Annotated in this window: 26 protein-coding genes and 1 tRNA gene; 18 read left to right on the forward strand and 9 right to left on the reverse strand. The window is 43.0% G+C overall.

Features of this window, described 5'->3' with window-relative positions:
• Positions 1-288: 288 nt before the first annotated feature.
• The 7 genes from M0Q51_00825 to M0Q51_00855 form a co-directional block, all read right to left on the reverse strand.
• Positions 289-519: a hypothetical protein gene (locus tag M0Q51_00825; protein ID MCK9398522.1), complete on the reverse strand. Its 231-nt coding sequence runs from the start codon at positions 517-519 to the stop codon at positions 289-291.
• 149 nt (positions 520-668) lie between these two features.
• Entirely contained in the window at positions 669-1,718 is a 1,050-nt protein-coding gene (locus M0Q51_00830) for a DUF4263 domain-containing protein (protein ID MCK9398523.1), read from the reverse strand.
• Positions 1,718-2,041 carry a hypothetical protein gene (locus tag M0Q51_00835; protein ID MCK9398524.1) on the reverse strand — a complete coding sequence of 108 codons (324 nt, stop codon included), beginning with the start codon at positions 2,039-2,041 and terminating at the stop codon, positions 1,718-1,720. Before M0Q51_00835 ends, M0Q51_00830 begins: the two co-directional genes overlap by 1 nt.
• 225 nt (positions 2,042-2,266) lie before the next feature.
• On the reverse strand, positions 2,267-2,512 hold the full coding sequence (locus M0Q51_00840; protein MCK9398525.1) for a hypothetical protein: 246 nt from the start codon (positions 2,510-2,512) through the stop codon (positions 2,267-2,269).
• Positions 2,513-2,519: 7 nt separating this feature from the next.
• Entirely contained in the window at positions 2,520-2,909 is a 390-nt protein-coding gene (locus tag M0Q51_00845; GenBank protein MCK9398526.1) for a hypothetical protein, read from the reverse strand.
• Positions 2,910-3,210: 301 nt separating this feature from the next.
• On the reverse strand, positions 3,211-5,946 hold the full coding sequence (locus tag M0Q51_00850; protein MCK9398527.1) for an adenosylcobalamin-dependent ribonucleoside-diphosphate reductase: 2,736 nt from the start codon (positions 5,944-5,946) through the stop codon (positions 3,211-3,213).
• 343 nt (positions 5,947-6,289) lie between these two features.
• Positions 6,290-9,628, reverse strand: a complete 3,339-nt coding sequence (locus tag M0Q51_00855) for a hypothetical protein (GenBank protein ID MCK9398528.1) — start codon at positions 9,626-9,628, stop codon at positions 6,290-6,292.
• 84 nt (positions 9,629-9,712) lie between these two features.
• Between M0Q51_00855 and M0Q51_00860 the strand changes: the two genes are divergently transcribed.
• Complete coding sequence (locus M0Q51_00860; GenBank protein ID MCK9398529.1) at positions 9,713-10,354, forward strand: MBL fold metallo-hydrolase; 642 nt, start codon at positions 9,713-9,715, stop codon at positions 10,352-10,354.
• Here the strand turns inward: M0Q51_00860 and M0Q51_00865 are convergent.
• A complete protein-coding gene (locus M0Q51_00865) occupies positions 10,327-11,316 on the reverse strand; it encodes a glycosyltransferase family 9 protein (GenBank protein MCK9398530.1) in 990 nt (329 codons plus the stop codon). The two genes, M0Q51_00860 and M0Q51_00865, sit on opposite strands and share 28 nt — an antisense overlap.
• A 55-nt stretch (positions 11,317-11,371) precedes the next feature.
• Here M0Q51_00865 and M0Q51_00870 point away from each other — a divergent pair, with 55 nt between their 5' ends.
• From M0Q51_00870 to M0Q51_00900, 7 genes are all read left to right on the forward strand, one after another.
• The gene (locus tag M0Q51_00870) at positions 11,372-12,160 is read left to right on the forward strand and encodes a TatD family hydrolase (GenBank protein ID MCK9398531.1); all 789 of its coding nucleotides are present in this window, start codon (positions 11,372-11,374) and stop codon (positions 12,158-12,160) included.
• A 55-nt stretch (positions 12,161-12,215) separates the two neighbouring features.
• Positions 12,216-13,247, forward strand: coding sequence for a type I asparaginase (locus M0Q51_00875; GenBank protein ID MCK9398532.1), 1,032 nt, complete (start codon positions 12,216-12,218; stop codon positions 13,245-13,247).
• Between the two features lie 140 nt (positions 13,248-13,387).
• Positions 13,388-13,475 (forward strand) — tRNA-Ser (locus tag M0Q51_00880).
• A gap of 52 nt (positions 13,476-13,527) precedes the next feature.
• Positions 13,528-14,304, forward strand: a complete 777-nt coding sequence (locus M0Q51_00885; GenBank protein ID MCK9398533.1) for a MotA/TolQ/ExbB proton channel family protein — start codon at positions 13,528-13,530, stop codon at positions 14,302-14,304.
• A 9-nt stretch (positions 14,305-14,313) separates the two neighbouring features.
• Positions 14,314-14,730, forward strand: a complete 417-nt coding sequence (locus tag M0Q51_00890) for a hypothetical protein (protein ID MCK9398534.1) — start codon at positions 14,314-14,316, stop codon at positions 14,728-14,730.
• An 11-nt stretch (positions 14,731-14,741) separates the two neighbouring features.
• Positions 14,742-15,320, forward strand: a complete 579-nt coding sequence (locus tag M0Q51_00895; protein MCK9398535.1) for a biopolymer transporter ExbD — start codon at positions 14,742-14,744, stop codon at positions 15,318-15,320.
• Positions 15,321-15,331: 11 nt separating this feature from the next.
• A complete protein-coding gene (locus M0Q51_00900; protein MCK9398536.1) occupies positions 15,332-15,796 on the forward strand; it encodes a biopolymer transporter ExbD in 465 nt (154 codons plus the stop codon).
• 51 nt (positions 15,797-15,847) lie between these two features.
• Here the strand turns inward: M0Q51_00900 and M0Q51_00905 are convergent, their stop codons facing one another.
• Entirely contained in the window at positions 15,848-16,792 is a 945-nt protein-coding gene (locus M0Q51_00905; GenBank protein ID MCK9398537.1) for a CPBP family intramembrane metalloprotease, read from the reverse strand.
• A gap of 114 nt (positions 16,793-16,906) precedes the next feature.
• On the opposite strand from M0Q51_00905, the gene dusB reads away from it, so the two are divergent.
• The 10 genes from dusB (at position 16,907) to M0Q51_00955 (ending at position 25,331) form a co-directional block, all read left to right on the forward strand.
• Positions 16,907-17,833 carry a tRNA dihydrouridine synthase DusB gene (dusB, locus tag M0Q51_00910; protein MCK9398538.1) on the forward strand — a complete coding sequence of 309 codons (927 nt, stop codon included), beginning with the start codon at positions 16,907-16,909 and terminating at the stop codon, positions 17,831-17,833.
• Between the two features lie 55 nt (positions 17,834-17,888).
• On the forward strand, positions 17,889-18,968 hold the full coding sequence (locus tag M0Q51_00915) for a ketoacyl-ACP synthase III (GenBank protein MCK9398539.1): 1,080 nt from the start codon (positions 17,889-17,891) through the stop codon (positions 18,966-18,968).
• 43 nt (positions 18,969-19,011) lie between these two features.
• Positions 19,012-19,338, forward strand: coding sequence for a metalloregulator ArsR/SmtB family transcription factor (locus tag M0Q51_00920; protein ID MCK9398540.1), 327 nt, complete (start codon positions 19,012-19,014; stop codon positions 19,336-19,338).
• 104 nt (positions 19,339-19,442) lie between these two features.
• Complete coding sequence (locus M0Q51_00925) at positions 19,443-19,682, forward strand: thioredoxin family protein (protein MCK9398541.1); 240 nt, start codon at positions 19,443-19,445, stop codon at positions 19,680-19,682.
• 72 nt (positions 19,683-19,754) lie between these two features.
• Positions 19,755-20,177 (forward strand): nitrophenyl compound nitroreductase subunit ArsF family protein, encoded by a 423-nt coding sequence (locus tag M0Q51_00930; protein ID MCK9398542.1) that lies wholly within the window; start codon positions 19,755-19,757, stop codon positions 20,175-20,177.
• Positions 20,177-20,878 (forward strand): aromatic aminobenezylarsenical efflux permease ArsG family transporter, encoded by a 702-nt coding sequence (locus tag M0Q51_00935; protein MCK9398543.1) that lies wholly within the window; start codon positions 20,177-20,179, stop codon positions 20,876-20,878. The genes M0Q51_00930 and M0Q51_00935 overlap by 1 nt, the downstream gene beginning before the upstream one ends.
• Positions 20,879-20,928: 50 nt before the next feature.
• Positions 20,929-22,269, forward strand: a complete 1,341-nt coding sequence (locus M0Q51_00940; GenBank protein MCK9398544.1) for a permease — start codon at positions 20,929-20,931, stop codon at positions 22,267-22,269.
• Positions 22,270-22,323: 54 nt separating this feature from the next.
• Positions 22,324-22,737, forward strand: coding sequence for a rhodanese-like domain-containing protein (locus M0Q51_00945; GenBank protein ID MCK9398545.1), 414 nt, complete (start codon positions 22,324-22,326; stop codon positions 22,735-22,737).
• A gap of 104 nt (positions 22,738-22,841) precedes the next feature.
• Positions 22,842-23,885, forward strand: coding sequence for an ACR3 family arsenite efflux transporter (arsB, locus tag M0Q51_00950; GenBank protein MCK9398546.1), 1,044 nt, complete (start codon positions 22,842-22,844; stop codon positions 23,883-23,885).
• A 231-nt stretch (positions 23,886-24,116) separates the two neighbouring features.
• Positions 24,117-25,331, forward strand: a complete 1,215-nt coding sequence (locus M0Q51_00955) for an ABC transporter permease (GenBank protein ID MCK9398547.1) — start codon at positions 24,117-24,119, stop codon at positions 25,329-25,331.
• The last annotated feature ends 3 nt before the right edge of the window (positions 25,332-25,334 follow it).

Genomic DNA, 25,334 nt, shown 5'->3' on the forward strand with positions numbered 1-25,334 from the left:
TAATAACCAATGAGTTATAAAACAAAGGAGATTATTTGCAGTTCTCAGAAAAAGAGGGGGTCAGTATCACCGGAATGGGGGGTCACCTTGCTCCGGAATGGGGGGTCAGGATCGACCGGAATATACAATCCCAATATAAAGCAACTTTGATTTGTCAAAGGGATATTGAATAAAAGTTTTTTGTGTGAAAACAAAATACAGTCCTACTATTCCGCCAAGAGATTTGATATTTGATGGCTCAAAGGATTTTGGCTTGTCAAAGTATATTGAGATAGTATGCATTATTTTTTATTGTTCTACTCGACCCCATAAGTAATTTTTTTGTTCGTCCCACAATTTTATATCATTGCCTTCCAGTCGTCCCCAAATAAATTTATTCTGGTCGTCCCATAATTTAATATTCCTTCCTTCTAACCGTCCCCAAATGTATTTGTTGTCTTTATCCCAAATACGGAAGCGACCATCTTCTAAATACCCCCATAAATAATTATTGTCTTTGTCCCAAAGTTTAACGCTCATTTTTTAAACAATATTTACAGTAAAGCCGGTATTTATTCAAGGTATTCCCAAAGCTATTTCTTCGCCAATGCTATTTCGTAAATTGTTTATTAGTTTATTGGCATCAATCGATTTATCAATCATTATTCTCAAACATTATGCTTCTCTTCTTACGTAATTGTTTCTGTCGTGTTTGCACTTAATTTAATTGGCTGCTTGTAATAAGAAATAATATTCTCCCCGCACAAATATAAATAGTCGTAAGAAATTACTTGAATGTGATTTAAGTTTGAGTTTAACATTCGTAACGCTTCAAATTCTTCGTCTCCAAATTTATTAGTTCGTCCAACAATGATTTTTATTCTTGGCCTAAGCAATTTGAATTTGTGTTGCTTCTCAAGTATCAGTTTATAGGTATCCAAAATTTTCAAGTATTGCATACATTGTCCAAGCACTTTAGAAAGTTCTTTAGAAGGAAAGAAGCTCTGATGGCTGTCATCAAATGAAAATAGGTCAAACTTTGGTCGTTTTAATTCTATGAGGTCGATGAAACCATCAGTAGTTTCCATAATCATATCGCTTTCGGAATTTATTCCAATTTGTCGTGCAGGATGTTTTTGTATGTAGTCAATTCCTAAAGTCCAAATATTTTTCTCTATCCAGTTTTGAAATATCTTTTCTGGTTGTCCAGCAATATACTCAGCTAAATTTTCAAAGGTTCTTATGCTTTCAATGATGTTTGTCGTTTCTTCTAAATCAAGTAAATGTCGCAGATTGAACAATGCTTTTTGATGAGTGGTTTGCTTTATTGAAGCTTGAAGATTTTCAATTTCACTTTCTGTGAGTGCTTCAACTATCAGTTTAAGCTTTTCATTTTCTCCAGCTTTGTCAAGAATTTTTTTTACTAAAGAACTATCAACTGTCTTAATAAGAGAAAGAATTTCTGCAATGTCATTTGTTACCTCAATAAATTCTCCCGTATGAGTTGTTGAATTATCTCTTATTATTGATAGGCTGTTTAAATGATTAAATAATTCTAAACTCTGCTGGTAGTTCAATGTTTCTGAAAATACGTGGCTGTAGTCAGCAGTATTTATAGCGTAAATCGTTAGAGAAAAGTCAGTTGTGTTGGTAAAGTTATCATCACTTATACCAGTAAAGTTGATATATAGTTTTAAACTGCCTTTTGAAAATATTTCTTTCTGATATTGAACGCTCATTATGCTCTTGCTATAGCTCTTTTATACATAGGTGAATTTGGTTTGTATCCATCCGCTAATTCAAAAGTCCCTTGGTCTTCAATTATTTTTATACCAATAATATGTTTTATTTTATATTCCCTCCAAGCTGGTAAAGGTTTTGTCAAGTCAGAGCTGACACCACCTGTTTTCCATATGTGTATGTTCACATTGTCTGTAGATGCAATAAAAATAGCGTGAGGGTTTCCAAATCTAATTCCAACGGCCCTGTCAGCTGCATTATATTGAAAACTGATAGGCTTTCTTTGTTCAATTGCTGTCTTTAAAATCTCTATTGTATCCATGTGTTAATGTTGTTAAATGCTGTTTAAATTTTTCACTTTTCCGATTGTCTCTTGAAAGATGCACTGGTCCAAATGCATTAGCTTCAAAGCCCCGCTGGCATCTACAGTGCGGGTTTTAGATAGATTTATATTTATGTTTGGTCATCATGTTCGATAGTTCAACTTCCTTTCCTTATCAACAAGCTCCACTTTGCTTAGCTGACTGTTTATTTTGTTACGTCTTTTTTAATATTCAATAGTTTTTAACTCATTCATTTTTTGGTTATACTCGCCATTTAAATCATGAATTCTTTTTTCATCTTTTTCACTAAGTTCTTGCCCGTCCGAAAGTTTTTCAATTTTTCTCCTGTATAAGTTTTGTTCATTTTTAATTCTTTGAAGTTTGTTATTAATAGAATTTACTTTGTTGATAATTTCTTGCTGCTTTCGGATTTGATCAATCTTTTGTGCTAATTGTTCTTTATAGTCCATGGTGTCTTTAATTAATAATTAAACTTAAAATTTTTGATTGGATACTCTTATTGAATTCCTCATATAGAGTATTGTTTCTTACATTGTATTTATCATGGAAATCCCCCAGTACTTCATTCCCTGTCCAGAGCCATTTAACTCTAACTCCAGTTCCAAGCTCATCATTAAACACTAATTCATTGTCAATAATGATCCCAACCGCTTTAACCCTTAAATCTTGGCCAATTGGAGCAGATTTAATATATATTATATCTCCAACCTTCAAATATCTTAATATCTCATGTAAACTTGGCGCATCTGTTTTAGACCATCCAACACATGCCAATTCGTTATCTATAAAATCCCCAGATACATCCGTTGAGCCTTCGTAATATGCTCCAATACCATAGATTGCCATAATTTTTAATTTTTTAGTAATTATAAATGCACCATAACATCTCCCTAACCAAACCAAGTAATATTATTAAACATTTAACGCTAAATATCTGAAGTAAAAGATTTTCCAACACCTCTTTTCCCTAATCCCCCTCCCCTAGCACCCTCGCCAGCCCTTGCAGCAATATCAGTAAATGGCAGTCATATCTTTAGAATCCAGTAAGGTTAACTTCAAATAAGGGACTCTATCCCTTTTGCTTGTAGAGACGTTGCATGCAACGTCTCTACGACAATTGAACTGCTGCATCTACGCAGCTACACCATCAGCTGCACTTCGAATCCCCGCAGGAGGTACAGGTCACACAGCCTTCGCGGTACTCGAGGGTGTCGCGCTCGCCGCAGTGCGGGCATTTTTCTTTGGATAGCTTTGTGCCGTCGGGGATATATTTTTTCAGGGCGCGGACTACGCCGTTTTTCCAGGTATTGATCGATTCGGTCTCAAGTTGCAGGTTATCTACCAGGTGTACCACAAATGGTATGGGCATACCATGGCGCAAGATGCCGGAGATCAGCTTGGCGTAGTTCCAGAACTCGGTGTTGAACTGGCATGACAGGCCTTCCATAGTCACTTTGTAGCCATATTTATTCGTGTACTGGAAATCGTAGCGGGAGTGTACTTCATCCAGCTTGTTCTTGATGATCTGCCCGGTCTTGACCCATTCCGGGACGAAAAACCCTTCGGCTTCACCGGTGAATATTTCATAGGGCCTGTTATCCAGTATACCGATAACGGCTACCCATTTCTGTTTGTCATTCTGAAAGTGCAGCACCTCGGCCTCGAGCACTTTCGGCCTCTTGGGAGCCGAGGTTTCCCTGAACTGCAGTTCTGCTTTTTCCTGCTCTTTTTTCTTGTCATCCTTCAGGAGCACACCGGAACGGCACCCGTCGCGGTAAATCGTCATGCCCTTGCAGCCGCTCTCCCATGCAGCCATGTAAATCTGGCTGACCAGGTCTTCGGTCGTGTCTTTCGGAACATTAACCGTCACGCTGATGGAATGGTCCACCCACTTCTGGATGGCCCCCTGCATCTTCACTTTGCTGAGCCAGTCGATATCGTTGGATGTCGCCTGGTGATAAGGCGATTTTTCTATGAGGTGACCGAGTTCCTCGTCGGAATAATTTCTCAATGCATGTGTATCGTAGCCGTTGACATGCAGCCATTCTTCGAATTTTGGATGGAACACGTTGTATTCTTCCCAGGAATCACCCAGTTCGTCCACGAAATCGATCTTGACATCCAGATCGTTCGGGTTGACTTTCCTTCTTCTTTTGTAAGACACCATGAACACGGGCTCAATACCGGAGGTGGTGCGGGTGCAGATGCTGACGCTGCCTGTCGGGGCAATGGTCAGCATGGCGATATTGCGGCGGCCGTGAGTGGTCATATCTTCATACAACGCCGGATCGGCTTCACGGATACGGAGAATGAAGGGGTTGTTTTTCTCCCTTTCGGCGCTGTAGATGGGGAAAGAACCGCGGTCTTTCGCCAGGTTGACGGAAGAACGGCAGGTTTCCAGCGCGAGCAGCTTATGGATCTCGGTGGAGAAGCTGATCGCATCGTCTGAGCCGTAACGCAAACCCAGGGCGGCAAGCATGTCACCTTCGGCTGTTATGCCTATGCCGGTGCGCCTTCCCTGGATGCACTTTTCGCGGATATTCAGCCAGAGGTTCTTTTCGATCCGCTTGATATCTTCTTCTTCAGGATCGGCTTCAATTTTTGCAATGATCCGGTCGATCTTCTCCAGTTCCAGGTCGATGATGTCATCCATGACACGCAGGGCATGCCTGGCGTGCTCTTTAAAAAGGCTGCCGTTGAAAACGGCGTGCTGGGTAAAAGGCTCGTCTACATAGCTGTAAAGGTTAATAGCGAGCAGGCGGCAGCTATCGTATGGACACAGCGGGATTTCTCCGCAGGGGTTGGTGCTGACCGTGGTGAAACCAAAATCAGCGTAGCAATCGGGAACTGCTTCCCGTTTTACGGTATCCCAGAACAACACACCCGGCTCGGCTGATTTCCAGGCATTATGGATGATCTTGTTCCACAATTTCATCGCGTCAATCTCCTTGCGGAACATCGGATCCGGTGAATTAACCGGGAATTGCTGAACGTAAGGGATATTGTTCTTAACGGAATTCATGAATTCATCATCGATCTTTACCGATACATTCGCACCGGTAACTTTTCCCTGTTCCAGCTTGGCATCGATAAACAATTCGGCATCGGGATGTTTGATAGAAATAGACAGCATCAGGGCACCCCTCCTGCCGTCCTGGGCGACTTCACGGGTGGAATTGGAATACCGTTCCATAAACGGCACGATCCCGGTGGAAGTCAGGGCGCTGTTTTTGACCGGGCTCCCGGTCGGGCGTATGTGCGACAGGTCATGCCCGACACCGCCGCGGCGTTTCATGAGCTGTACCTGTTCCTGGTCAATTTTCATGATGCCGCCGTAGGAATCGGAGTTGCCTTTATTCCCGATGACAAAACAATTTGATAAAGATGATATCTGGAAATTATTTCCTATCCCGGCCATGGGGCCTCCCTGCGGGACGATATAACGGAAATCCTTCAGCAGGTGAAATACTTCCTCCTCACTGAGCGGATTCGGGTATTTGCTTTCTACACGGGCAATTTCAGCGGACAGCCTGTGGTGCATATCATCCGGTGTAAGCTCAAACAACTGGCCGTCGCTGTTTTTTAAAGCATATTTATTGATCCACACATTGGCAGCCAGTGTATCGCCCTTAAAATATGCTGTAGCCTCACGAAGCACATCCGCGTAAAGATGTGACTGCAAATCCGCATGAGGTTTTTGTTCACCGTTGATCCGTTCAGTTGGTTCCACCGCAACAAGGTTTTGTTTTTCTACTTCTTCCACAGGTGGTCGTTGCCGTTGTTCCAACATCTCCTGAAAATAATCGCCTTTTTTTTTATCGGCTTGATCCTGCGCTTCTTCCGTCTGCAAACTGTCGAAAAGGGTATTTTCCAATTCCTTCATCTCACCTGGTTTAAAATGAAAATTCTACTATAAACATTTATAATTCAACTAATTTACTATTCAGACTGGGGGGAAATTTCTCTTTGGCTAAAATACTATAAGAACAATGGTTTTGTACCATCAACTTTTCAACATCAGGAGGTTGAAAATTTATAAACTATTGACTTATTGCACTATACATCGTATAAGTTATATTTTTCAACAATTTCTAATAAATATTTGTACCCTGAAAGCAAATGCACCTTAAGATTTTTACCGTGCCAAACAGAAGATTATCAATGGGATAAAAAGCTCAAAACTTTTTATAAAATTTAGTTTTCAACAGGCAGTACTGTATAACAATTTAAAAATCGAGGCTTAAAGAAAGATAGAATTTAGGTTTCTGCACTTTGCGATCTTCCATACCCCAGGCAAGGTCAGCACGAAGGAAATAACCCAGGACGCGGGTGCGGGCGCCGAAGCCGAAACCGCCGACCAATGGCTCTTTTTGCTCCCTGACCTTGATCCAGAGCGACCCATCCTGGATATATCTTATATAAAAGGAATTATTCTCCGAATAAGGATCTTTACCGGCCCAGGCAAGACCGACGTCGCCAAAACCTACGATCTGGAAATTATTCAGAAAATCGGATTTGATCGGCCGGTTGAAGAAATAGCGGAAAACCGGGAACCTGAGTTCTGAATTGTAAACCACAAAACTGTTACCGTTCCGGGCATTCTGGTTAAAACCGCGCAGGTTGGTTGCCACAGCCTGGTAGGCGTAATTCATGGTATAATCGATCGGCGTGGCGCTCTCAAATTTCGGGGAAAGCCAGTTATCCACGCCGCCAAGATAATATATCAGCCTGTTTTTCCCGAAAGAGGTACTGGCAGCCAGCCTGTTGGCCCAGATAAAGGAACGGTGTATCCGTTGGTAATTCCTGACATCAAATCCTACAACAAACATGCTCTTGTTATTTTTTTCAAGGACTTGCGTGTACTCCCCGAATATTTTAAAGCGGGTGCCGGTCATCAGGTTCAGTCCGATGTCTTTGGTGTCATCGTATATGACCTCGCCCTTTACACCGCCCCAGTATTCATTCAGATCGGGTTCCCTGAGCGCCGGTTCGTTAGTAGATAACCATGTTGATTTCTGGTACCTGACATTTGCAGTCCCCCTGACAGCAAAGACCGGTGAAAACGGGTATTTCAGGATGTAATAAAGCTGATAGGACCTGAGCCGCTCAATGAAAGTGTAGAATCCGTAATAGTACTCATTTTCAGTGGCTTGGCGGACTATCATTATTTCTTTGTCAAGCCTTTTTTCCAAATCGGCATAGCTGAAAATGTATTCAATATTGCTTAAATTCAGCGGTATCCTGAATCCGCCAATGATCCGGTGATTTTCCAGCAGATCCGTAAGTCCGATCTGGAAAAACCCATTCAAACCAAGGTTATTGATTCCATTGTCACCTCCACCGCCAAAGGGCTGGTAGAAAAAGTTCAGCGCTGCGAAATCCAGCTGGGCCGCCATCTGGTTGATTGAATATTCCACCCGGTAGTTCAGCCTTTTGGGGATAATAAACGCATCCCTGAGCTCAAGTTTCCCGCCAGGTCTTTCTTTTCCGCCCGGTGAAATGGTATCCTGTTTGGTTGTTGCAACAACAGCCTGATTATCGAAAACATAGTTATTGATATCGATCTCTGCCGGCTTTTTCTGAACTGGTTCGGGAGGTTTTTCATCCTGCCGGAATACATTACGGAACCGTTTAGTGTATTCACCGTAAGATTCTTTTATCTCTTCAACCAGTTCCTTCTCCTTGACGATTTCGGCTTCTTTTATCAGGATACCCCGGAACATGGTTTGCTCCAGCGCCACCGGTTTCATCTGCTGCAGGGTATCAAATTCTTCAGACTGCATCAGGTATTTCCCATCAGAAAAAATGACTTGCGACAGCCATGAAGATCCCTGGTTTATATGAAAGTCAAGGATACTCCTGGAATAATTCGTGGCCGGATAGGTTTCGGAAAAATACCTGTAATGGATGGTTGTATCCACGTAGCTGATTGTGCTGTCGAAGCGGCCGAAATAGCGGTTATTGATCCCGTTTTCATCGCTCAGGAAAGCAAACCTTCCCTGGCCGGTCATAACCGGACGCAGCTCATTTCCCAGGGGGGTATTGGTCACGCGGCGCAAAACATTCTCCTGGTCTTCTCTCACCAGCAGGTATAAATCAGTCTTTTGCGGCACAGCCACCGGTGCATCTTCGATATCTTCCCATTGGAAATTTTCGTCCGGCCGGTTGGAAGCAAAGAGGATCGATCTTGTGCCATCAGCAAAAACCGGGTGGAGGTCATCATAAATATCATTGGTAAGCTGCTGGTGTGATCCGGCGGCGATATTGAAAATATACAGATCAGACTGCCCCTTCTGGACGGCAGAAAAGACCATGAATGTTCCATCGGGTGAGTAAGAAAAGTCTATTACCTTTTCAAAATTATAAAGGATGATATTCTCCAGGTGCTTCTCTTCCAGGTTATAAAAATAAAGATAGACTTCGCCTTTTTTTTCCAGGATGATTGCCAGCAGTCTCCCTGATGGGTGCCAGGCAAGCAACGGATAGGTATAATCGATCTTTTCCTCCAGTCTGAACCCACCCCTGAGGGCCTTAATTTTCTTTCCGGAAGCAAGGTCCTGGATTATAATTTTGTACCTTCCTTCGTCATTTTCTACGAAAGCAGCCATGCTCCTGCCGGGGCTGAATTTAAACTGGCTGTAAACCCGGTCTTTCTTTACTTTTTTGAGAAAGAGATTTTCCGGGACACTTCTCCCCTTTTCTTCAGCCTGGTAAATCTCCTTAAAATGTTCCAGGCAATCGGTAACAAGGGTTTTGTAAGATACTCCTATTACATACAAAAAACCATTGTCGATACTCCGGCTGATCTGGGTCATACTGACTATATCGGTCAAAGCCTGGGGGCCGAATTTATCAGCTATATATTTCCAGAGCATATGCCCGGCAAAGAGGGCATCCTCACCGGTCAGGTTGTTCAGCCTGTCATATCTTCCTGACAATATACCATCTTTAACCCGGTTGTCAATTTCCGTATTCCATTCTTCGGACAGGAAAGAGATCAACCCATTGCTGTACCATTCCGGAAGTGAAAACAAGGTTGTGTTTTTGACCTGGGAGCCTACACTGGTGCCATAAAATGCCTGGTTCAGCAAAACATTGGCTATTCCTGCCCTGATCTGCTTTTCAAAATTACGTTGTTCGCCGTTAAAATAAAGGAATACTTTGCTGCCAATAATATGGGTGATCCCACCCGTATTATAGCGGGCTTCATTCGCAAAACCGATGTTGCTCTGCTTCAGGTCGGTAAGATTATTATAAACGAGGAACTGGATTTTCTGTTCCAGGCCGGTTTCAAGTTTTTTCTCCAGGAGCGGGATTTGCTCAGTGGCATATTTCGCCGTAGTAACAGCCAATTCCCTGCCGTTCAGATAAAAATAGATATCGAAATCATCAAACTTATAATAGGTCCAGAGGAACTCCTTGTACTGGATACGGTTTTTCCCGAAACTCATCTGGCTTCCGTTATAAAACTGGGCAAAACCTGATGAAGAAAAAGACAGGACCATAACAAGCACCAGTGCTGTATAAAATAAAAATCTCTTGATTATTTTCAGGTTAGTTATCATCCTGGAGAATTTCCGCAATTGGGGCACTAAATTAAACTAAAAAAAGGCAGAATTGTTATCTTTACCACCGTTTAAATAGTCATTATGCTGCAGATCCATCGTTTCGCTTTCAATCCATTTCAGGTAAACACTTATGTTCTTTGGGATGAAACCAAAGAATGTGCCATCGTTGATGCCGGTTGCTACGGTCCGGAGGAACAGGCTGAAATCACCGGTTTCATTAAAGAAAAAGGATTAAAACCGGTAAGGTTGCTAAATACCCACTGCCATATCGACCATATTACCGGGATGGCCTTTATCAGCCGGGAATACGGGCTGGAACCCGAAGCCCATCCGGGCGGGTTGGAACTTATCAGGTATGCAGCAAAAACAGGTTTTATTTATGGCTTTGATAACTTAGAAACCATCGTTCCGCAACTCCTGTTGAAAGAAGGCGACACCATCAGGTTCGGCCATGCTGAATTGCAGGTAGTCGAAACGCCAGGCCATGCTGACGGCAGTGTTTGTTTCATCAGTCATGCTGATAAATTCGTGATCACAGGTGATGTCCTGTTTTACCAGAGCATCGGCAGGACCGACCTTCCAACCGGCGACTACGACCTCCTGATCAAAAGCATAAGGGAAAAACTTCTGATCCTCCCGCGCGATTATAAGGTCTACCCGGGGCACGGCTCCGACACAACGATAGGTTTTGAGAGCTATAGCAACCCGTTTCTCACGGAATAAACCACCTCCTCCTCATCGATCCACTCCATACACCTGAAATGTCCCTTCGGGCAGCGGTCATAGCCAAGTTTGCTGCAAGGACGGCATTTTAGCCCGTTAACTTCGATAATGGCAGATTTTTTTTCATCTCCGGGCATATAAGGGTACATGCCAAATTTCGGCACAGTATTTCCCCATATAGAAATAATCTTCTTCCGGAAAGAGGCGGCAATATGCATCAGGCCGGTATCATGGGAGATTACCACCTGTGCCTGCCTGACCAGTGAAGCAGACTGGTTCAGGTTCAGGCTGCCACACATGGAACGGACCAAAGACCCGCAAGCGGCCGTGATAATTTCTGCCTTTCCGGCATCCTCCGGTCCGCCAAGCAAAATAACCGGCCGGTTCAGCTTATTGCAGATCGAAATAATCTTATGATCAGGCAGGCGCTTGGTAGTGTGCTTAGCGCCAATGACAAATGCGGTAAAACCCTCCCGGAAGCCTGCCGGCAGGGAAGCCAGGTCAACTTCATCTTTCGGGGGAATGTAATAATCCAGTCCTTTTCCGTCATTGACCGCTCCCAATGCTGATGTGGCTTTAAAATACCGGTCAACCAGGTGAACATCAGGCATGGTATTGATTTTAAACCTGGTGAGCAGCCATTTCCGGACATTGATCTTCGGAAAACCTTCAGACGGAACTTTTAAAACCATCCTGATATATTTTGACCGGATACTCTGGTGTAAATCGACAATGAAGTCAAAATTTTCATTTTTCAGCTTCTTTGCAAATCCTTTCAGGTCATCTTCCTGGAGATGGATTTTGTCAATATACGGATTAGCCTGCACTAAAGGGAAAAAGGCTTTCTTGACGGCAAAATGAATTTCAGAACCTGGGATCTGTTGCTTAAGACACCTGATTACCGGTGTAGTCAGTATAATATCGCCGATAGAGCTGAACCTGATGATGAGGATCTTTTTCAAGGCCGATTTTTTACAAAAATAAGACTTCGGCTTTAAATTCCTCTAATTTTGTCGCATGATCCTGACAGACTCACATGCACATTTGTATTTAGAGCAATTTGACCCTGACCGGCATGAGGTTATCCGGCAGGCCATCAAACACGATATCAGGTACATGATCCTTCCAAATATCGATAAAGACAGTATCCTACCCATGATGGAACTGGTCAGGGATTTTCCGCAGAATTGTTTTCCGATGATGGGGCTTCATCCCACTTCGGTGGGAAAGGATTATTCCGGTCACCTGGAATCAGTCATTGAATGGCTTAAGAAGGAGAAGTTTTATGCCATTGGGGAAATGGGAATTGATCTTTATTGGGACAAGACTTTTTTCACGGAGCAACGGGAGGCTTTCCGTATCCAGATCAGGCTGGCCCTGGAATATGACCTGCCGGTTGTCATTCATTCGAGGAATTCATTTGATGAAATATTCCTTTTGCTGGATGAATTTAATGAGCCAGGGTTAAGGGGAGTTTTTCATTGTTTTACCGGAACCCGGGAACAGGCCGGACATATCATCAAGATGGGCTTCATGCTGGGCATCGGCGGGGTGCTGACTTACAAAAACTCTGGTTTGGCAGAAGTCGTGGAAAAGATCCCTTTAGCGCACCTGCTCCTGGAAACCGATGCACCTTTCCTGGCTCCGGCTCCGCACCGGGGCAAAAGAAACGAAAGCGCTTTTCTTGTTGAAATAGCAAAAAAACTGGCTGAAATAAAAGGAATGAAGGTCGAAGAAGTCGCCGAAATTACCACACAGAATGCTATTGAGCTGTTTAAGTTAAATGGTGACTGGGTGACTGGGTGACGGGGTGACGGGGTGACGGGGTTAATTTTTGATTTCTAATTTCTAATTTCTTATTATGCTTTCTAAAGTTTCAATTCTAATAATTTATACAGGCGGGACCATTGGTATGGTCAGGGACAAGGAGACGGGCAGTCTTCATCCGGTTAATGGTTCAGAGTTGTATGAACATATCCCTATCCTGGGCAAGCTGGATTACCAGATTGAGTTTTATTCCTTTGATCCGCTGCTTGATTCATCCAATATGAACCCTCAGCATTGGGTGGAGTTGGTTTCAGTGATCGAAAAGAATTATGAAAAATTCGATGGATTCGTCGTTTTACATGGTTCCGATACGATGGCTTACACGGCTTCTGCTTTGAGTTTCATGCTGGAGAACCTGAACAAGCCTGTAATTCTGACCGGCTCACAGCTACCTCTTGGAATGATCCGAAGTGATGGACGGGAAAACCTTGTCGCCGCCATTGAAATCGCTGCTGCCCGGCAGGATGACACCCCTATCGTGCCTGAAGTGGCTGTTTATTTTGAGAATAAGCTGCTCAGGGGCAACAGGACAATTAAATACAACGCCGAAAATTTCGGGGCTTTCCGGTCGGGTAACTATCCGCCCCTGGCTGAGGTTGGTATAAACATCAAGTACAACCATAATGCTATTCTCAGACCCAACTTCAAGTCATTAAAAGCTCACACCACGCTTGACAATAACATCACGATTCTCAAGCTATTTCCCGGAATTTCTGCAGGCTCCGTTGCGGCGCAATTGGCGGTTAAAGGGTTAAAAGCCGTAATTCTCGAAACCTACGGATCAGGCAACGCAATGACGGATGCATGGTTTCTTGAGCAGATCAGGCAGGCCATTAGCAGGGGAATCATTGTTCTCAATGTGACCCAATGCAAGGCCGGGTCTGTCGAAATGGGAAAATACCATACCAGCGAAGAACTTGGCAGGATTGGGGTAATCTCTGGATCAGATATCACTACAGAATCCGCAGTGGCAAAACTGATGTACTTATTTGGCACCGGGCTCAGTAAAAAAGAAATAGAAAGTTTGCTCCGGGTTTCCCTAAGAGGGGAAATAACAGTCAGTTAAGGGGCCTGGAAGAAAAATCTTTAAAAATTAAACCATAAGTTTAGATTAGATTGTTTATAAATTTCAAATCTAAAATTTATTTAAAAATTTTATTATTACTTTAGCGGTCGATTTTGGAGAGATGAACCGTTATAATGATGGGAGAGATGGCCGAGCGGTCGAAGGCGCACGCCTGGAAAGTGTGTAACCGTCACAAGCGGTTCATGGGTTCGAATCCCATTCTCTCCGCAAATTTTAATTTTAAACCAAAATAACAAATTAATAATCAATCCGTTAAACTATGAAACGTCTAGTCGCATTTTTGACACTTACAGCCCTGCTAACCTTCGGGGTTTGCAATCACATGGTCGCACAGACTCAAGGCACAGGAAGCCAAACTGTTACACAGGCACAAACTTCATCGGCTGCATCAGGGCCAACTGAATCCAGGGGTTTCCACCAGGTGGTGAAAAGTTATTTTATCCAGGGTGGCGCTGGTTTTATGGCTTCAATCCTGCTCTGTCTTATCTTTGGCCTTGCTATTTCCATTGAAAGAACATTGTACCTTAGTCTTTCCGGGACGAACACCAAGAAGCTGTTGAACAAAATCGAAACGGCACTGGAATCCAAGGGAATTGAAGAAGCCAAAGAGGTTTGCAAAACTACGCGTGGCCCGGTTGCAAGTATCTTCTTCCAGGGCCTGTCGCGTGACGATGAAGGCCTGGATATAGTTGAAAAAACTGTCATTGCTTATGGCAGTGTACTTATGGGTAGGTTGGAAAGCGGGCTCTCCTGGATTGCACTTTTCATCGCTACCGCGCCTATGCTCGGATTCCTCGGGACAGTTATCGGGATGGTTTTAGCGTTCGACGCTATTGAAGCCGCCGGGGATATCAGCCCGACCATTGTTGCAGGTGGTATCAAGATCGCTCTTTTGACCACCGTATTCGGTCTGATCGTCGCCATCATCCTGCAATTCTTCTATAATTATCTGGTTTCCAAGATTGACAGCCTCGTCAATGATATGGAAGACAGTTCGATTTCTTTCATTGACATTCTGGCAAAGCACAAGAAATAAATCACTACCATGACTGAAAAGAAATTAAAATACGTTCAGTGGCTGCTTTATGGAATTATGGCAATTTCAGCAATACTCACGCTGCTGTTTTATTTAAATCCAGGCCAACCTGACTTGATGCTTTATTGGGGATATGTCCTCGTCATTTTTTCAATTGTGGTCACCTTAACTATATCCTTCACTAACATTATCAAAAACCCGAAAGGATCTATGAAAGTGGTGGTAATAGTGGCAATTATGCTTATTTTGGGATTCATTTCCTATGCAATTTCGGATAACACATTATCCACTGATCAGCTCGAGAAATATAGCTTAACTCCTAATGGCGTAAGAATGGTAGGAGCTGGTTTGATTATGACTTATTTCATAATGATTGGAGCTATTGGTGTTTTCATTTATACATCGGTAATCAAATTCTTTAAATAATATCCCTGGTTATGAGAAATAACAGAGAAGTACCGGAGATCAATGCAGCCTCTATGGCCGATATCGCTTTCCTTCTCCTGATTTTCTTCCTGGTTACGGTAACCATGGATGTGGACACGGGTATTACCAGGAAACTGCCACCCCCGGTTGAAGATAATTCAAGCGTTGACTTTAACAAGAGAAATATCTTTGAAGTACTCGTAAATAGCCAGAACATGCTCCTTGTTGATGGAAAAGAAGGTAACCTGGCTACGTTGAAAGACGAGACCAAGAACTTCTTCCTGAATCCTAACAATGACCCGAATTTACCGGAGAAAAAGCTTGAACAGATCGCTCTTATCGGTAATGTTTATGTTTCAAAAGGAGTTATTTCATTAAAGAATGACCGAGGGACTTCATATGAAACTTACATCAAAGTTCAGAATGAGCTGACCAAAGCTTTCCAGGAAATGCGCGATGAGCTATCTATGGAAAAATTTGGTGCGCGATTTGATAAACTCGTTGACCCCCAAAAACAGGAAGCCATCCAGGCAGTCATTCCAATTGCTATTTCAGAAGCTGAACCTGAAGATGTCGGTAAAACTAAATAAGGATATACGTTATGGGACGATTTAGACAGAAAAAATCTGGCGGGATACCAAAGATCAGCACCGCATCATTACCGGACATTATGTTCATTTTGCTTTGCTTCTTTATGGTATCTACCACAATGCGCGAGACAAACCTCATTGTGAAAATCCGTCTTCCGGCAGCTACTGAAGTGCAGAAACTTGAAAGAAAAAATCTTGTCAGTTTCATTTATGTCGGACAACCGATAAAAGGCACTTATGGCACTGAATCCAGGATACAACTCAATGACCAGTTCGCTACCGTTCAGGATATTCAGGGTTTTGTAGCCGTTGAACGTGAAGCCCGTAATGAAGCTGATCGCAGGTTAATGACGACATCTATTAAAGCTGACCGTGATACCCGTATGGGAATTATTTCCGATATCAAACAGGAACTGAGAAAAGCAGGTGCCTTTAAAATCAACTACTCATCCAGAAAAGCTGCTAAAATTCGCTAAAACCCCCCAAATCGTTCAGAATATTTACGGCCCTGGTCCCGCTACGCGGGATCAGGGTCTTTTTTTTGCGAACTTTTTGAAATATCCTTTCTCATGAAGGTAAATTACGCTCATCGTAAAAATCGTAAGCAGAAAACTTCCGATAATTACCAGGTTGTTTTGTGATGTGCCGAAAGTTTCCAGGTTTGTAGTGATAACCCCCCGCTGGTCAAGAAATGACACGATCACTGCCATTGCGTTATTCAGGAAATGAACTACGATTGGCACCCATAGTGAGCCTGACCAGACAAACAGGTAACCCAGAATAATTCCCAGCACCAGTCGGCCGAAAAATCCATAAAACTGTAAATGCAGCGTGCTGAACAGCAAAGCGGGAATTATGACGGCCAGATGCACGTTTCCGGTCCATTCCCGGAATAACTTCACAAGGATCCCCCGGAAGATCAGCTCCTCTCCTATAGCAGCGAGAACGGCGATCATCAGCAGGTTGACCATAAAACCGCCCCATGTTTTTGTAACAAAGAACGCATCGGTCAGTTTTTGGGCATTATCCTCCGAATTTCGCATCCAGGTTTCAATGCCGGCTAAATAAGACGGCAAATGCATTTCATTGTTGATTTGAACCAGCCAGTTGATAAAAGGCATGGAAACCCATAGGAGTATAAATCCAAAAATGATGCTTAACCGCCTGATTCTATTATCCAAATTCAGATATCTGGAATAATAATCATCCGTGAGAATAACGAAAATGATAGCCGGCGCAATGAATACACCGACCTGGTTTACGATCTGGAAATATTTAAGCGCGAAAACGGTTTGCGGATCTGAATAATCGGAAACTGCTGCGATGCCTTCAAACAGACTCCGGCCGAAGAATGGAATGGAAATAGCTACGCCCAGTGCTAATACTACCAGGAAAGTGATGATCATGACCATGATAAGGGCCAGTATCTTTAAATAAGGCGGAAGATTGCGAAAAGGGGGTTCCCTGAACATAAATTTCTGAAATGCCCTGCAAAATTACTAATTTTGTACCTTGAATTACTTTAGAACAATTTGGTAAAAATAGGTCCCATAGAAGCCGGTGAATTCCCGATCTTGCTGGCGCCCATGGAAGATGTCAGCGATCCTCCATTTCGCTACGTCTGCAAGATGCTCGGCGCCGATATCACTTACACCGAATTCATTTCGTCAGAAGGGCTTATCCGCGAGGCTGCCAGGAGCGTGAAAAAACTGGAATTCACGGATTTCGAAAGGCCCATCGGGATCCAGATCTTCGGGCATGACATCGATTCGATGGTGCAGGCGGCCAGATTCGCTGAAGAAGCCGGCCCCGATATCATCGACATTAATTATGGTTGTCCTGTTAAAAAGGTGGCAGAGAAAGGCGCCGGTTCCGGCATCCTGAACGATATACCTAAAATGGTAAAAATGACTGAGGCCGTGGTGAAAGCCGTGAGCAGGCCCGTTACCGTGAAAACGCGCCTCGGTTATGACAACCATAGAAAAGATATAGTAGAGATAGCCGAACGCTTGCAGGATGTGGGTATCCAGGCGATCACCATCCACGCACGGACCAGGGTGACCCGATCGAGTGAACCGGCCGACTGGACCTTGATCGGAGATGTAAAGAAGAATCCGGCTATGCATATTCCCGTATTTGGTAATGGCGATGTGTTTACACCTGAAGCTGCAAAGCATTTTAAAGAAACCTATCATGTCGATGGGATTATGATTGCCAGGGGAAGTTATGGTAACCCCTGGATCTTCAGGGAAATCAAGCATTACCTGGCCTCAGGGGAAAAGCTTGCTCCTCCGGATATCCGGGAACGGGTTAAAATTTGCCGGATCCACCTGGAAAAATCAGTCGACTGGAAAGGTGAGCGGGTTGCCCTTAACGAAATAAGAAAGCACTATTCGGATTATTTCAAAGGATACCCGGATTTCAAACATTTCAGGGTATCTTTGATGGAAGCATGTTCCCTTGATGAAGTGAACCAAATATTGATAGAAATAAAGGAAGTTTATACTAATTAAAAGAATAGCCCTGCCTGAAAATGCAACAGGCATTTAAAGTAAACTTTAGTTAAAGATGAACAAAAACATTTTAATTACCGGTACCGGAAGTTATATTCCAACCGAAATAGTCACCAATGAAGATTTTTCCGGTATTGAGTTTTTTGATACCGACGGAAAAGCTTTCGAAACCGTTCATGAAGAAATTGCAGAAAAATTCCAGGCTATAACTGGTATTGCTGAACGGCGTTATGTCACCGATGAGCTGGTTTCCTCTGATATTGGAACTAAAGCAGCATTTCGTGCCATAACGGATGCCGGGATCAATAAAGAAGAGCTTGACCAGTTGATTGTAGCTCACAATTTCGGGGATGTCAGGAAACATAGCATCCAGACAGATACCGTGCCCAGCCTGGCTGCACGGATAAAGCACAACCTGGGGATAGAAAACCCTTATTGCGTTGCCTATGATATCCTCTTCGGCTGCCCGGGATGGATACAGGGCATCATACAGGCAGAAGCTTTTATGCGGACCGGCATGGCGAAAAAATGTCTTGTTATAGGCTCGGAAACTTTATCAAGGGTTGTTGACTTGCACGACCGGGATTCGATGATCTATGCCGATGGGGCCGGGGCTTGTGTCCTTGAATTTGTCGAAGGTGAGAAAAAAGAAGGGATTTTATCTTCTGTTGCAGCTTCTTACAGCAAGGATGAAGCTTATTATCTTTACCTTGGCCCAAGTAATAATGAAGACACGGACCCGAAAGTCCGGTATCTGAAGATGTATGGTAAGAAGATCTATGAATTTGCTTTAACCTATGTGCCCCAGGCTATGAAAACCTGCCTGGAAAGAACTGGTGCCGATATTCATGAAGTTAAAAAGATCTTCATCCATCAGGCCAATGAAAAGATGGACTTTGAGATCATCAAGAGGTTTTACCGTATGTTTAAGATCAAAGAGGTGCCGGCAGATATCACACCCATGAGCATCCATAAACTGGGCAATAGCTCCGTGGCAACAATTCCCACGCTATATGACCAGGTGCGAAAAGGACAAGGCGAAGAACGTTACCACCTCCTCCGGAAAGGAGATCTGATCCTGTTTGCTTCCGTTGGCGCAGGCATGAATATCAATGCCATAGCATACCGCTACTAAAGTAGTCTTAAGGTTTAAGGTTAAGGTTTAAGTTGGGGAAAGAATGAAAAAAATAAATATTCCTTTGATCAAAAAAGAAGACGAGGCATTTAGCGGGGATCAATTGAAAATAGCCCGCTTTGCCAAAGCCATGGGGCACCCGGTGCGGATCTATGTCCTGGAACTCCTTTCCAGGCAATCCTGCTGCTATAGCGGGGACCTGTCGGAAATCCTGCCGATAGCCAAATCGACCTTATCCCAGCATTTGAAGGAACTGAAGGATGCCGGCCTGATCCAGGGTGAGATCGAAGCACCAAAGGTTAAATACTGCCTTCATCGTGGAAATTGGAAAATTGCTCAGGAATTATTTAAAGATTTCTGGCAGATATAATATTTTTTCTTATTATTGTTCGTACTTTTACGAATGGACAGTGAAACGGTGAAACGGTGAAACAATAACCACTACCCAATAACGAATAACCAATAAACAATAAAATGGAAATAAAAGTATTAGGAATAGGATGCACGAAGTGCAAAGCATTGGAAAAAAGCGTCCGGGAGGCTATATCGGAAATGAATATCCAGGCCAATATTACCAAGGTTGAGGATATCGTCGACATCATGAATTATGGCATCATGAGAACCCCCGGCCTGGTGATCAATGAAAAAGTCGTCAGTTCAGGCCATATCCTGTCCGTTTCGCAAGTGAAAGAAATCATTACAAAGAACCAATGACCAGTCGGCAGTTAGACAATTGGACAGTTGACAACTTTATGACTATTTAATGACCACTTTATGACCAATAGTATGAAAAAAATTATTTTTATTCTTGTAATCTTAATGGCCGGTACCGGGGCCAACAGTTATGCCCAAACCGGGGACCAGAATGCCAACTTTAAGGTTTCGGCAGATCAGGTCATCGAGGTTTATTATTTCCATATGAGCCGTCGTTGTTCTACCTGCCTTGCTGTAGAGGCTGAATCAGAAGCGGCTTTAAAAAAGCTCTATCCCAAACAGATGGAATCGGGACAGATCACTTTTCAATCCTTAAACCTTGAAGAAGAAATCAATGAGCCTCTCGCCAAAAGGCTCCAGGTATCGGGGCAAACTTTGCTGATAGTAAAAGGGGATAAGAAAATTGACCTGACCGGTGATGGTTTCACTTATGCCCGCACCAACCCGGAGAAATTGCAGGAAAAATTTAAGACTTCCATCGACCCGCTGTTGTAATGGAAGAACTTCTTACCGGATGGCTTGACAGCACGCAGGTGCCAATCTTATCGGCTATAATCCTGGGGCTGTTGACTGCCATCAGCCCCTGTCCGCTTGCTACGAATATCACTGCCATCGGTTATATCGGCAAAGACATCGGGAACCGGAACAGGATTTTCATCAACGGACTGGTATATACGGCAGGGCGGGCGATTTCTTATTTCGGCATAGCCCTTATACTTTTCTTTGGGGCCAGCCAGTTTAAAATCTCAGGCTTTTTCCAGTTTTATGGAGAGAAAATCATCGGCCCGGTGCTGGTATTGATCGGGATATTCATGCTTGGCATTATCAAACTGAATTTTGGTTTCCTGAACAAACTGACCGACCGCTATGAAAACCGGGGTGTCCGCGGTTACTGGGACGTTCTGCTGCTAGGCATGCTGTTTGCCCTGGCATTTTGTCCTTACAGCGGCGTGTTGTATTTCGGCATGCTGATCCCCATGACCCTCAGCAGCCCGTCCGGACTGCTGCTGCCTGTTGTTTTCGCCATCGCTACCGGTATCCCGGTGATCCTGTTCGCCTGGCTTCTGGCCTACAGCGTATCGGGCGTGGGAACCATGTACAAACGCATCAAGGTCTTCGAGGTCTGGTTCCGCAGGGTAATTGCCGTGGTATTCATCGGGGTGGGCATTTATTACATCATCATCGTATATTTTTAATTTTTTTGCCTTAATAGTTCGTAATTTTACGAACAATAGATCATTAAATTATGGAATGGAAGAAAGAAATTAAAATACTGTTTTGGATCATCGTCATTTTTGGACTAGCGTTTTTTCTGCCGATTGAAAGTGTAAGGTTTAATACCGCGGTTGATGCCACATTCGACCTTGTGAAATGGTATGCCCGGGAACATTTTATCCTTTGCTTATTACCTGCATTATTTATTGCAGGCGTTATCTCGGTTTTTGTCAGTCAGGGTTCGGTATTACGTTATTTCGGCGCCAATGCGAAAAAGTGGCTGGCTTATACTGTAGCCGCATTATCGGGCACCATACTCGCCGTTTGCAGTTGTACCATATTGCCCTTGTTTTCAAGCATTCATAAAAGAGGTGCAGGTTTAGGGCCAGCTATTGCTTTTCTTTATTCCGGCCCTGCCATCAATATTCTGGCTATTATTTTAACTGCAAGGATTTTAGGGTTCGAAATGGGCTTAGCCCGGACAATTGGAGCTGTTTCTTTCAGCGTGATCATTGGCGTCATCATGTCATTAATTTATCATAAAGAAGAAAATGTAAAGCGGGAAAACCAGTTGAATATTCCGCTGGAACCCGAAAAGCGTCCAATGTGGCAAACCTCATTTCACTTTTTTACCCTGGTTTTGATTCTGGTCTTTGCAAATTGGGGAAGCCCGGCAAACGATGATACGACAAGTGTTTGGTATTACATTTGGGCTTATAAGTGGTATATTACCGGCTTTTTCAGTTTATTATTAGGTTATTCACTAATTGCTATTTTAAAGATCAAATGGCAATGGGTCTTAGTTGCTGCAGTCGCAACAATCGTCTCAGCCTTACTTGCTTCCAATTTGATCGGGAACCCAAAACTAAGTCCGCTTATCCCAATGGTTGTGGGTATCATATCTTTGAGCATCATAACTATTTTAGACAAACGAGATGATGAAAATAAGGAGTGGACGATGTCAACCTGGGATTTTGCCAAACAAATTTTGCCTTTACTGGCGATAGGCATAGTTGTCGCAGGATTCCTGCTGGGATCGACCCATGACGGAAAAACGATCGCCGGTGTGATTCCCAATGAATGGATACAATGGATGGTAGGTGGTAATTCGATTTTCTCAAACCTGTTTGCATCAATCGTAGGGGCATTTATGTATTTTGCCACATTAACTGAAGTCCCTATAGTACAAGGATTGATAGGTTCAGGTATGGGTAAAGGCCCGGCGCTGGCACTTTTGCTTTCAGGACCATCAATGTCTTTACCCAGTATGCTGGTAATACGCGGTGTAATTGGAACTCAAAAGACGATAGTTTATGTGATCCTGGTTGTAATTATGTCGACCATAACCGGATTGATTTATGGAGCGATCTGAAGAATCGAAAAGAGTAAATTGTTGAATGAAGTATACAGTTGAAATCATCATATTATGCCCATTCAAACAGAAAAATACGGTTTCGTGATCAATGGCCTGAGACACATTTCTGGCAGGGAATGTATGGAGATCTGCCGGGAAGAAGGGATCCTGCTTGACGTCCGACCGGAATACGAGCTGACAAGCCTGTTTGATCTCGAACGGGTGCTTTATTTTCCTTATGAAGAGATTAAAGAGTGTTATGGCGAACTCCCTGAGGAAGTTATCCTGGTAATCGCTGATGCCGTGGGACTGCGAAGCAAGGAAACCGCGATTTTTTTACAGGAAAAGGGATTCAGGAATATCCTTCACTTGTCTGGCGGAATAGTCGATTGGGAAAGGGATGGATTACCCGTTACACTTGATAAGACAAATCGTTTAAGCGGGTCATGTGTTTGTCAGTTGAAAAGGAGAGAAAGAATTAAATAGCGATGCATTAAATCCCTGTTTAGAATGAAAATAAATATGACGTATTTTTACGTTATTTAATAATACGACGTATATTTGCGTCGTTAGAAATTAAATAAAATGATATGAGCAAAATACAAGGAATTTCCTTTTTTGACAGATACCTCTCATTGTGGGTTGCTATTTGTATCATAGCCGGAATTGCATTGGGACAGCTTCTCCCTGTCATCCCGGAAACATTAAACAAGTTCGAATATACGAACGTATCTATCCCTATAGCTATTCTAATTTGGGTCATGATTTTCCCTATGATGCTTAAGATTGACTTTGCAAGCATAGTCGACGCAGTTAAAATGCCCAAAGGACTTACAGTCACAGTGGTGGTGAATTGGTTAATCAAACCGTTCACCATGTTCGGAATCGCATGGTTATTTTTCTACGTCATTTTCAAAATGTTTATCCCTTCCGAATTGGCGAAAGAATACCTCGCCGGAGCAGTGCTTTTGGGTGCAGCACCCTGCACTGCTATGGTGTTTGTCTGGAGCCACCTTACTAAGGGCAATCCGGCCTATACATTGGTGCAGGTTGCGATTAACGATTTGATAATTCTTGTGGCCTTTATCCCGATTGTTACCTTTCTTTTAGGGGTTAGCGGAATTGCTATCCCCTGGAAAACGCTTATCCTTTCTGTCGTTCTTTTCGTCGTTATTCCTTTAGTGTTTGCCATGCTTACCCGGAGGATTCTTGTCAAACGTAAAGGATTGGAATATTTTGAGAATGTATTTTTGAAGAAATTCACCAGCACTACTATTACCGGCTTATTACTGACCCTCATCATTATTTTTTCATTCCAGGGCGAAAAAATTCTTAAAAGTCCTTTCAACATCGTATTAATTGCCGTTCCGCTTATCATTCAAACGTTTTTAATTTTTTATATCGCTTACACCTGGGCTAAAAAATGGAAACTGCCGCATAACATTGCTGCACCTGCAGCCATGATAGGGGCCAGCAACTTCTTTGAATTGTCTGTAGCTGTGGCTATTGTTCTTTTTGGGCTTAACTCGGGAGCTACCCTTGTAACTGTAGTAGGTGTTCTGGTTGAAGTGCCTGTAATGCTCACATTGGTTAAAATTGCAAATAATACCAGGAATCATTTTGTTTACAATTAACAGGAATGAAACAGTTGGAAAATAATCAATCTGGATACCAAAATTCTTTGATCAATTTGCCAAAGACTGAAAGGAATATAATACCCTGTTTAGAATGAAAACAAATATGACGTATTTTTACGTAACACTAAAAACCATGACGTATATTTGTGTCATGATTTTTAAGAAAGAGCATGAAAATTGAAATATTTAAAATTCATTCAAACTGAGATCATTAAAACATAATATTCTATGAATATTTACAAAATCGTTTGGTTGGAGTTGCTCAACCGCAAATCACAGCTCATTAGTGGTGTTTTAGCCATTACCCTTGGTATTGCTGTCATTGTTGCCATACAAAGTGTGTCAAAGGTTTCGAAAGAAAATGTGGCAAAAAAACTCGACAACCTGGGTGCAAACATACTGGTATTGCCTCAAGGAGGCAGCATCGATGATTATTATACATCAGATATAGATGCACCGACTATCCCGATGGAATACGTGGAAAGGATTCTGACATCTACCATTCAGGGTGTGGATAACTTGTCGCCTAAGTTGACCCGCCGGGTAAAAATTGGAGAAAATAGTATCGTATTGACGGGAATTTTACCTAAAAGTGAAATTGCATCGAAACCACTCTGGCAGGGTGTTGGGCTGGCAGGCGATGAAATTATTGCAGCCTGTGCACCTTCAGCTAATCAATCCCTCGGATATAAAGATGAAAAATTACAGCGAAAAGGAGTTGACACTTTGCAACAGTCTGATTGCCTGGTAGGATCTCAGGTAGCCACTAAATTAAACCTTTCAGAAAATTCGAAATTGACTATTTCCGGAAGAGAATTTAATGTGGCAAAAATTCTGCCTGAAACGGGCACTGTTGACGACGACCGTGTATTTGCTCACTTGACGGTCGTTCAGGACTTATTAGGTATCCCTGACCAGATCAGTGCCATCGAAATCATGGGATGCTGTAATGCTATTTCGGACGGGCTACTTGGAAAGCTTCGCAACATTCTTCCGGATACGAGAATTACCACCATCAGCCAGATTGTTTCCACGCAAATTGAGACCAATCAATTGATGAACAAAGTGTCCCTGGTTTTCCTCATCATTATTTTTTTTGTGGGCAGCGTTTCAATGGGTAACTTTATGTGGGCCAATGTGAATGAACGGAAAAAAGAAATCGGAATCCTGCGCATGATAGGAGCTTCAAAAAGTACTGTATATCAGTTATTTTTATTGAAGGCCATATTCTTAGGCATTAGCGGTGGTCTTACCGGCTATATTCTTGGCACATTAGCCGGTGTTATTTTAGGGCCATACCTGGCAGGAATATTAGTCCAGCCGGTATATATGTATTTATTATGGTCGATGATTTTATCGGTAATGATTTCGTTGGCAGGGACCATAATTCCTTCTTACATGGCAGCAAAAATTGATCCACATACTAACTTACAGGAGGCCTGACAA

The organism is Bacteroidales bacterium, from assembly GCA_023229505.1.
In the GTDB taxonomy this organism is placed as follows: Bacteria; Bacteroidota; Bacteroidia; order Bacteroidales; family JAGOPY01; genus JAGOPY01.

Coding starts and splice junctions, on each gene's coding strand:
- M0Q51_00860 (MCK9398529.1), top strand. CDS start 9,713: ATGCTGCAGATCCATCGTTTCGCTTTCAATCCATTTCAGGTAAACACT.
- M0Q51_00890 (MCK9398534.1), top strand. CDS start 14,314: ATGACTGAAAAGAAATTAAAATACGTTCAGTGGCTGCTTTATGGAATT.
- M0Q51_00915 (MCK9398539.1), top strand. CDS start 17,889: ATGAACAAAAACATTTTAATTACCGGTACCGGAAGTTATATTCCAACC.
- M0Q51_00835 (MCK9398524.1), bottom strand. CDS start 2,041: ATGGATACAATAGAGATTTTAAAGACAGCAATTGAACAAAGAAAGCCT.
- M0Q51_00855 (MCK9398528.1), bottom strand. CDS start 9,628: ATGATAACTAACCTGAAAATAATCAAGAGATTTTTATTTTATACAGCA.
- M0Q51_00830 (MCK9398523.1), bottom strand. CDS start 1,718: ATGAGCGTTCAATATCAGAAAGAAATATTTTCAAAAGGCAGTTTAAAA.
- M0Q51_00875 (MCK9398532.1), top strand. CDS start 12,216: ATGCTTTCTAAAGTTTCAATTCTAATAATTTATACAGGCGGGACCATT.
- dusB (MCK9398538.1), top strand. CDS start 16,907: ATGGAAGATGTCAGCGATCCTCCATTTCGCTACGTCTGCAAGATGCTC.
- M0Q51_00945 (MCK9398545.1), top strand. CDS start 22,324: ATGCCCATTCAAACAGAAAAATACGGTTTCGTGATCAATGGCCTGAGA.
- M0Q51_00940 (MCK9398544.1), top strand. CDS start 20,929: ATGGAATGGAAGAAAGAAATTAAAATACTGTTTTGGATCATCGTCATT.
- M0Q51_00895 (MCK9398535.1), top strand. CDS start 14,742: ATGAGAAATAACAGAGAAGTACCGGAGATCAATGCAGCCTCTATGGCC.
- M0Q51_00930 (MCK9398542.1), top strand. CDS start 19,755: ATGAAAAAAATTATTTTTATTCTTGTAATCTTAATGGCCGGTACCGGG.
- M0Q51_00920 (MCK9398540.1), top strand. CDS start 19,012: ATGAAAAAAATAAATATTCCTTTGATCAAAAAAGAAGACGAGGCATTT.
- M0Q51_00825 (MCK9398522.1), bottom strand. CDS start 519: ATGAGCGTTAAACTTTGGGACAAAGACAATAATTATTTATGGGGGTAT.
- M0Q51_00900 (MCK9398536.1), top strand. CDS start 15,332: ATGGGACGATTTAGACAGAAAAAATCTGGCGGGATACCAAAGATCAGC.
- M0Q51_00905 (MCK9398537.1), bottom strand. CDS start 16,792: ATGTTCAGGGAACCCCCTTTTCGCAATCTTCCGCCTTATTTAAAGATA.
- M0Q51_00845 (MCK9398526.1), bottom strand. CDS start 2,909: ATGGCAATCTATGGTATTGGAGCATATTACGAAGGCTCAACGGATGTA.
- arsB (MCK9398546.1), top strand. CDS start 22,842: ATGAGCAAAATACAAGGAATTTCCTTTTTTGACAGATACCTCTCATTG.
- M0Q51_00955 (MCK9398547.1), top strand. CDS start 24,117: ATGAATATTTACAAAATCGTTTGGTTGGAGTTGCTCAACCGCAAATCA.
- M0Q51_00935 (MCK9398543.1), top strand. CDS start 20,177: ATGGAAGAACTTCTTACCGGATGGCTTGACAGCACGCAGGTGCCAATC.
- M0Q51_00840 (MCK9398525.1), bottom strand. CDS start 2,512: ATGGACTATAAAGAACAATTAGCACAAAAGATTGATCAAATCCGAAAG.
- M0Q51_00925 (MCK9398541.1), top strand. CDS start 19,443: ATGGAAATAAAAGTATTAGGAATAGGATGCACGAAGTGCAAAGCATTG.
- M0Q51_00870 (MCK9398531.1), top strand. CDS start 11,372: ATGATCCTGACAGACTCACATGCACATTTGTATTTAGAGCAATTTGAC.
- M0Q51_00885 (MCK9398533.1), top strand. CDS start 13,528: ATGAAACGTCTAGTCGCATTTTTGACACTTACAGCCCTGCTAACCTTC.
- M0Q51_00850 (MCK9398527.1), bottom strand. CDS start 5,946: ATGAAGGAATTGGAAAATACCCTTTTCGACAGTTTGCAGACGGAAGAA.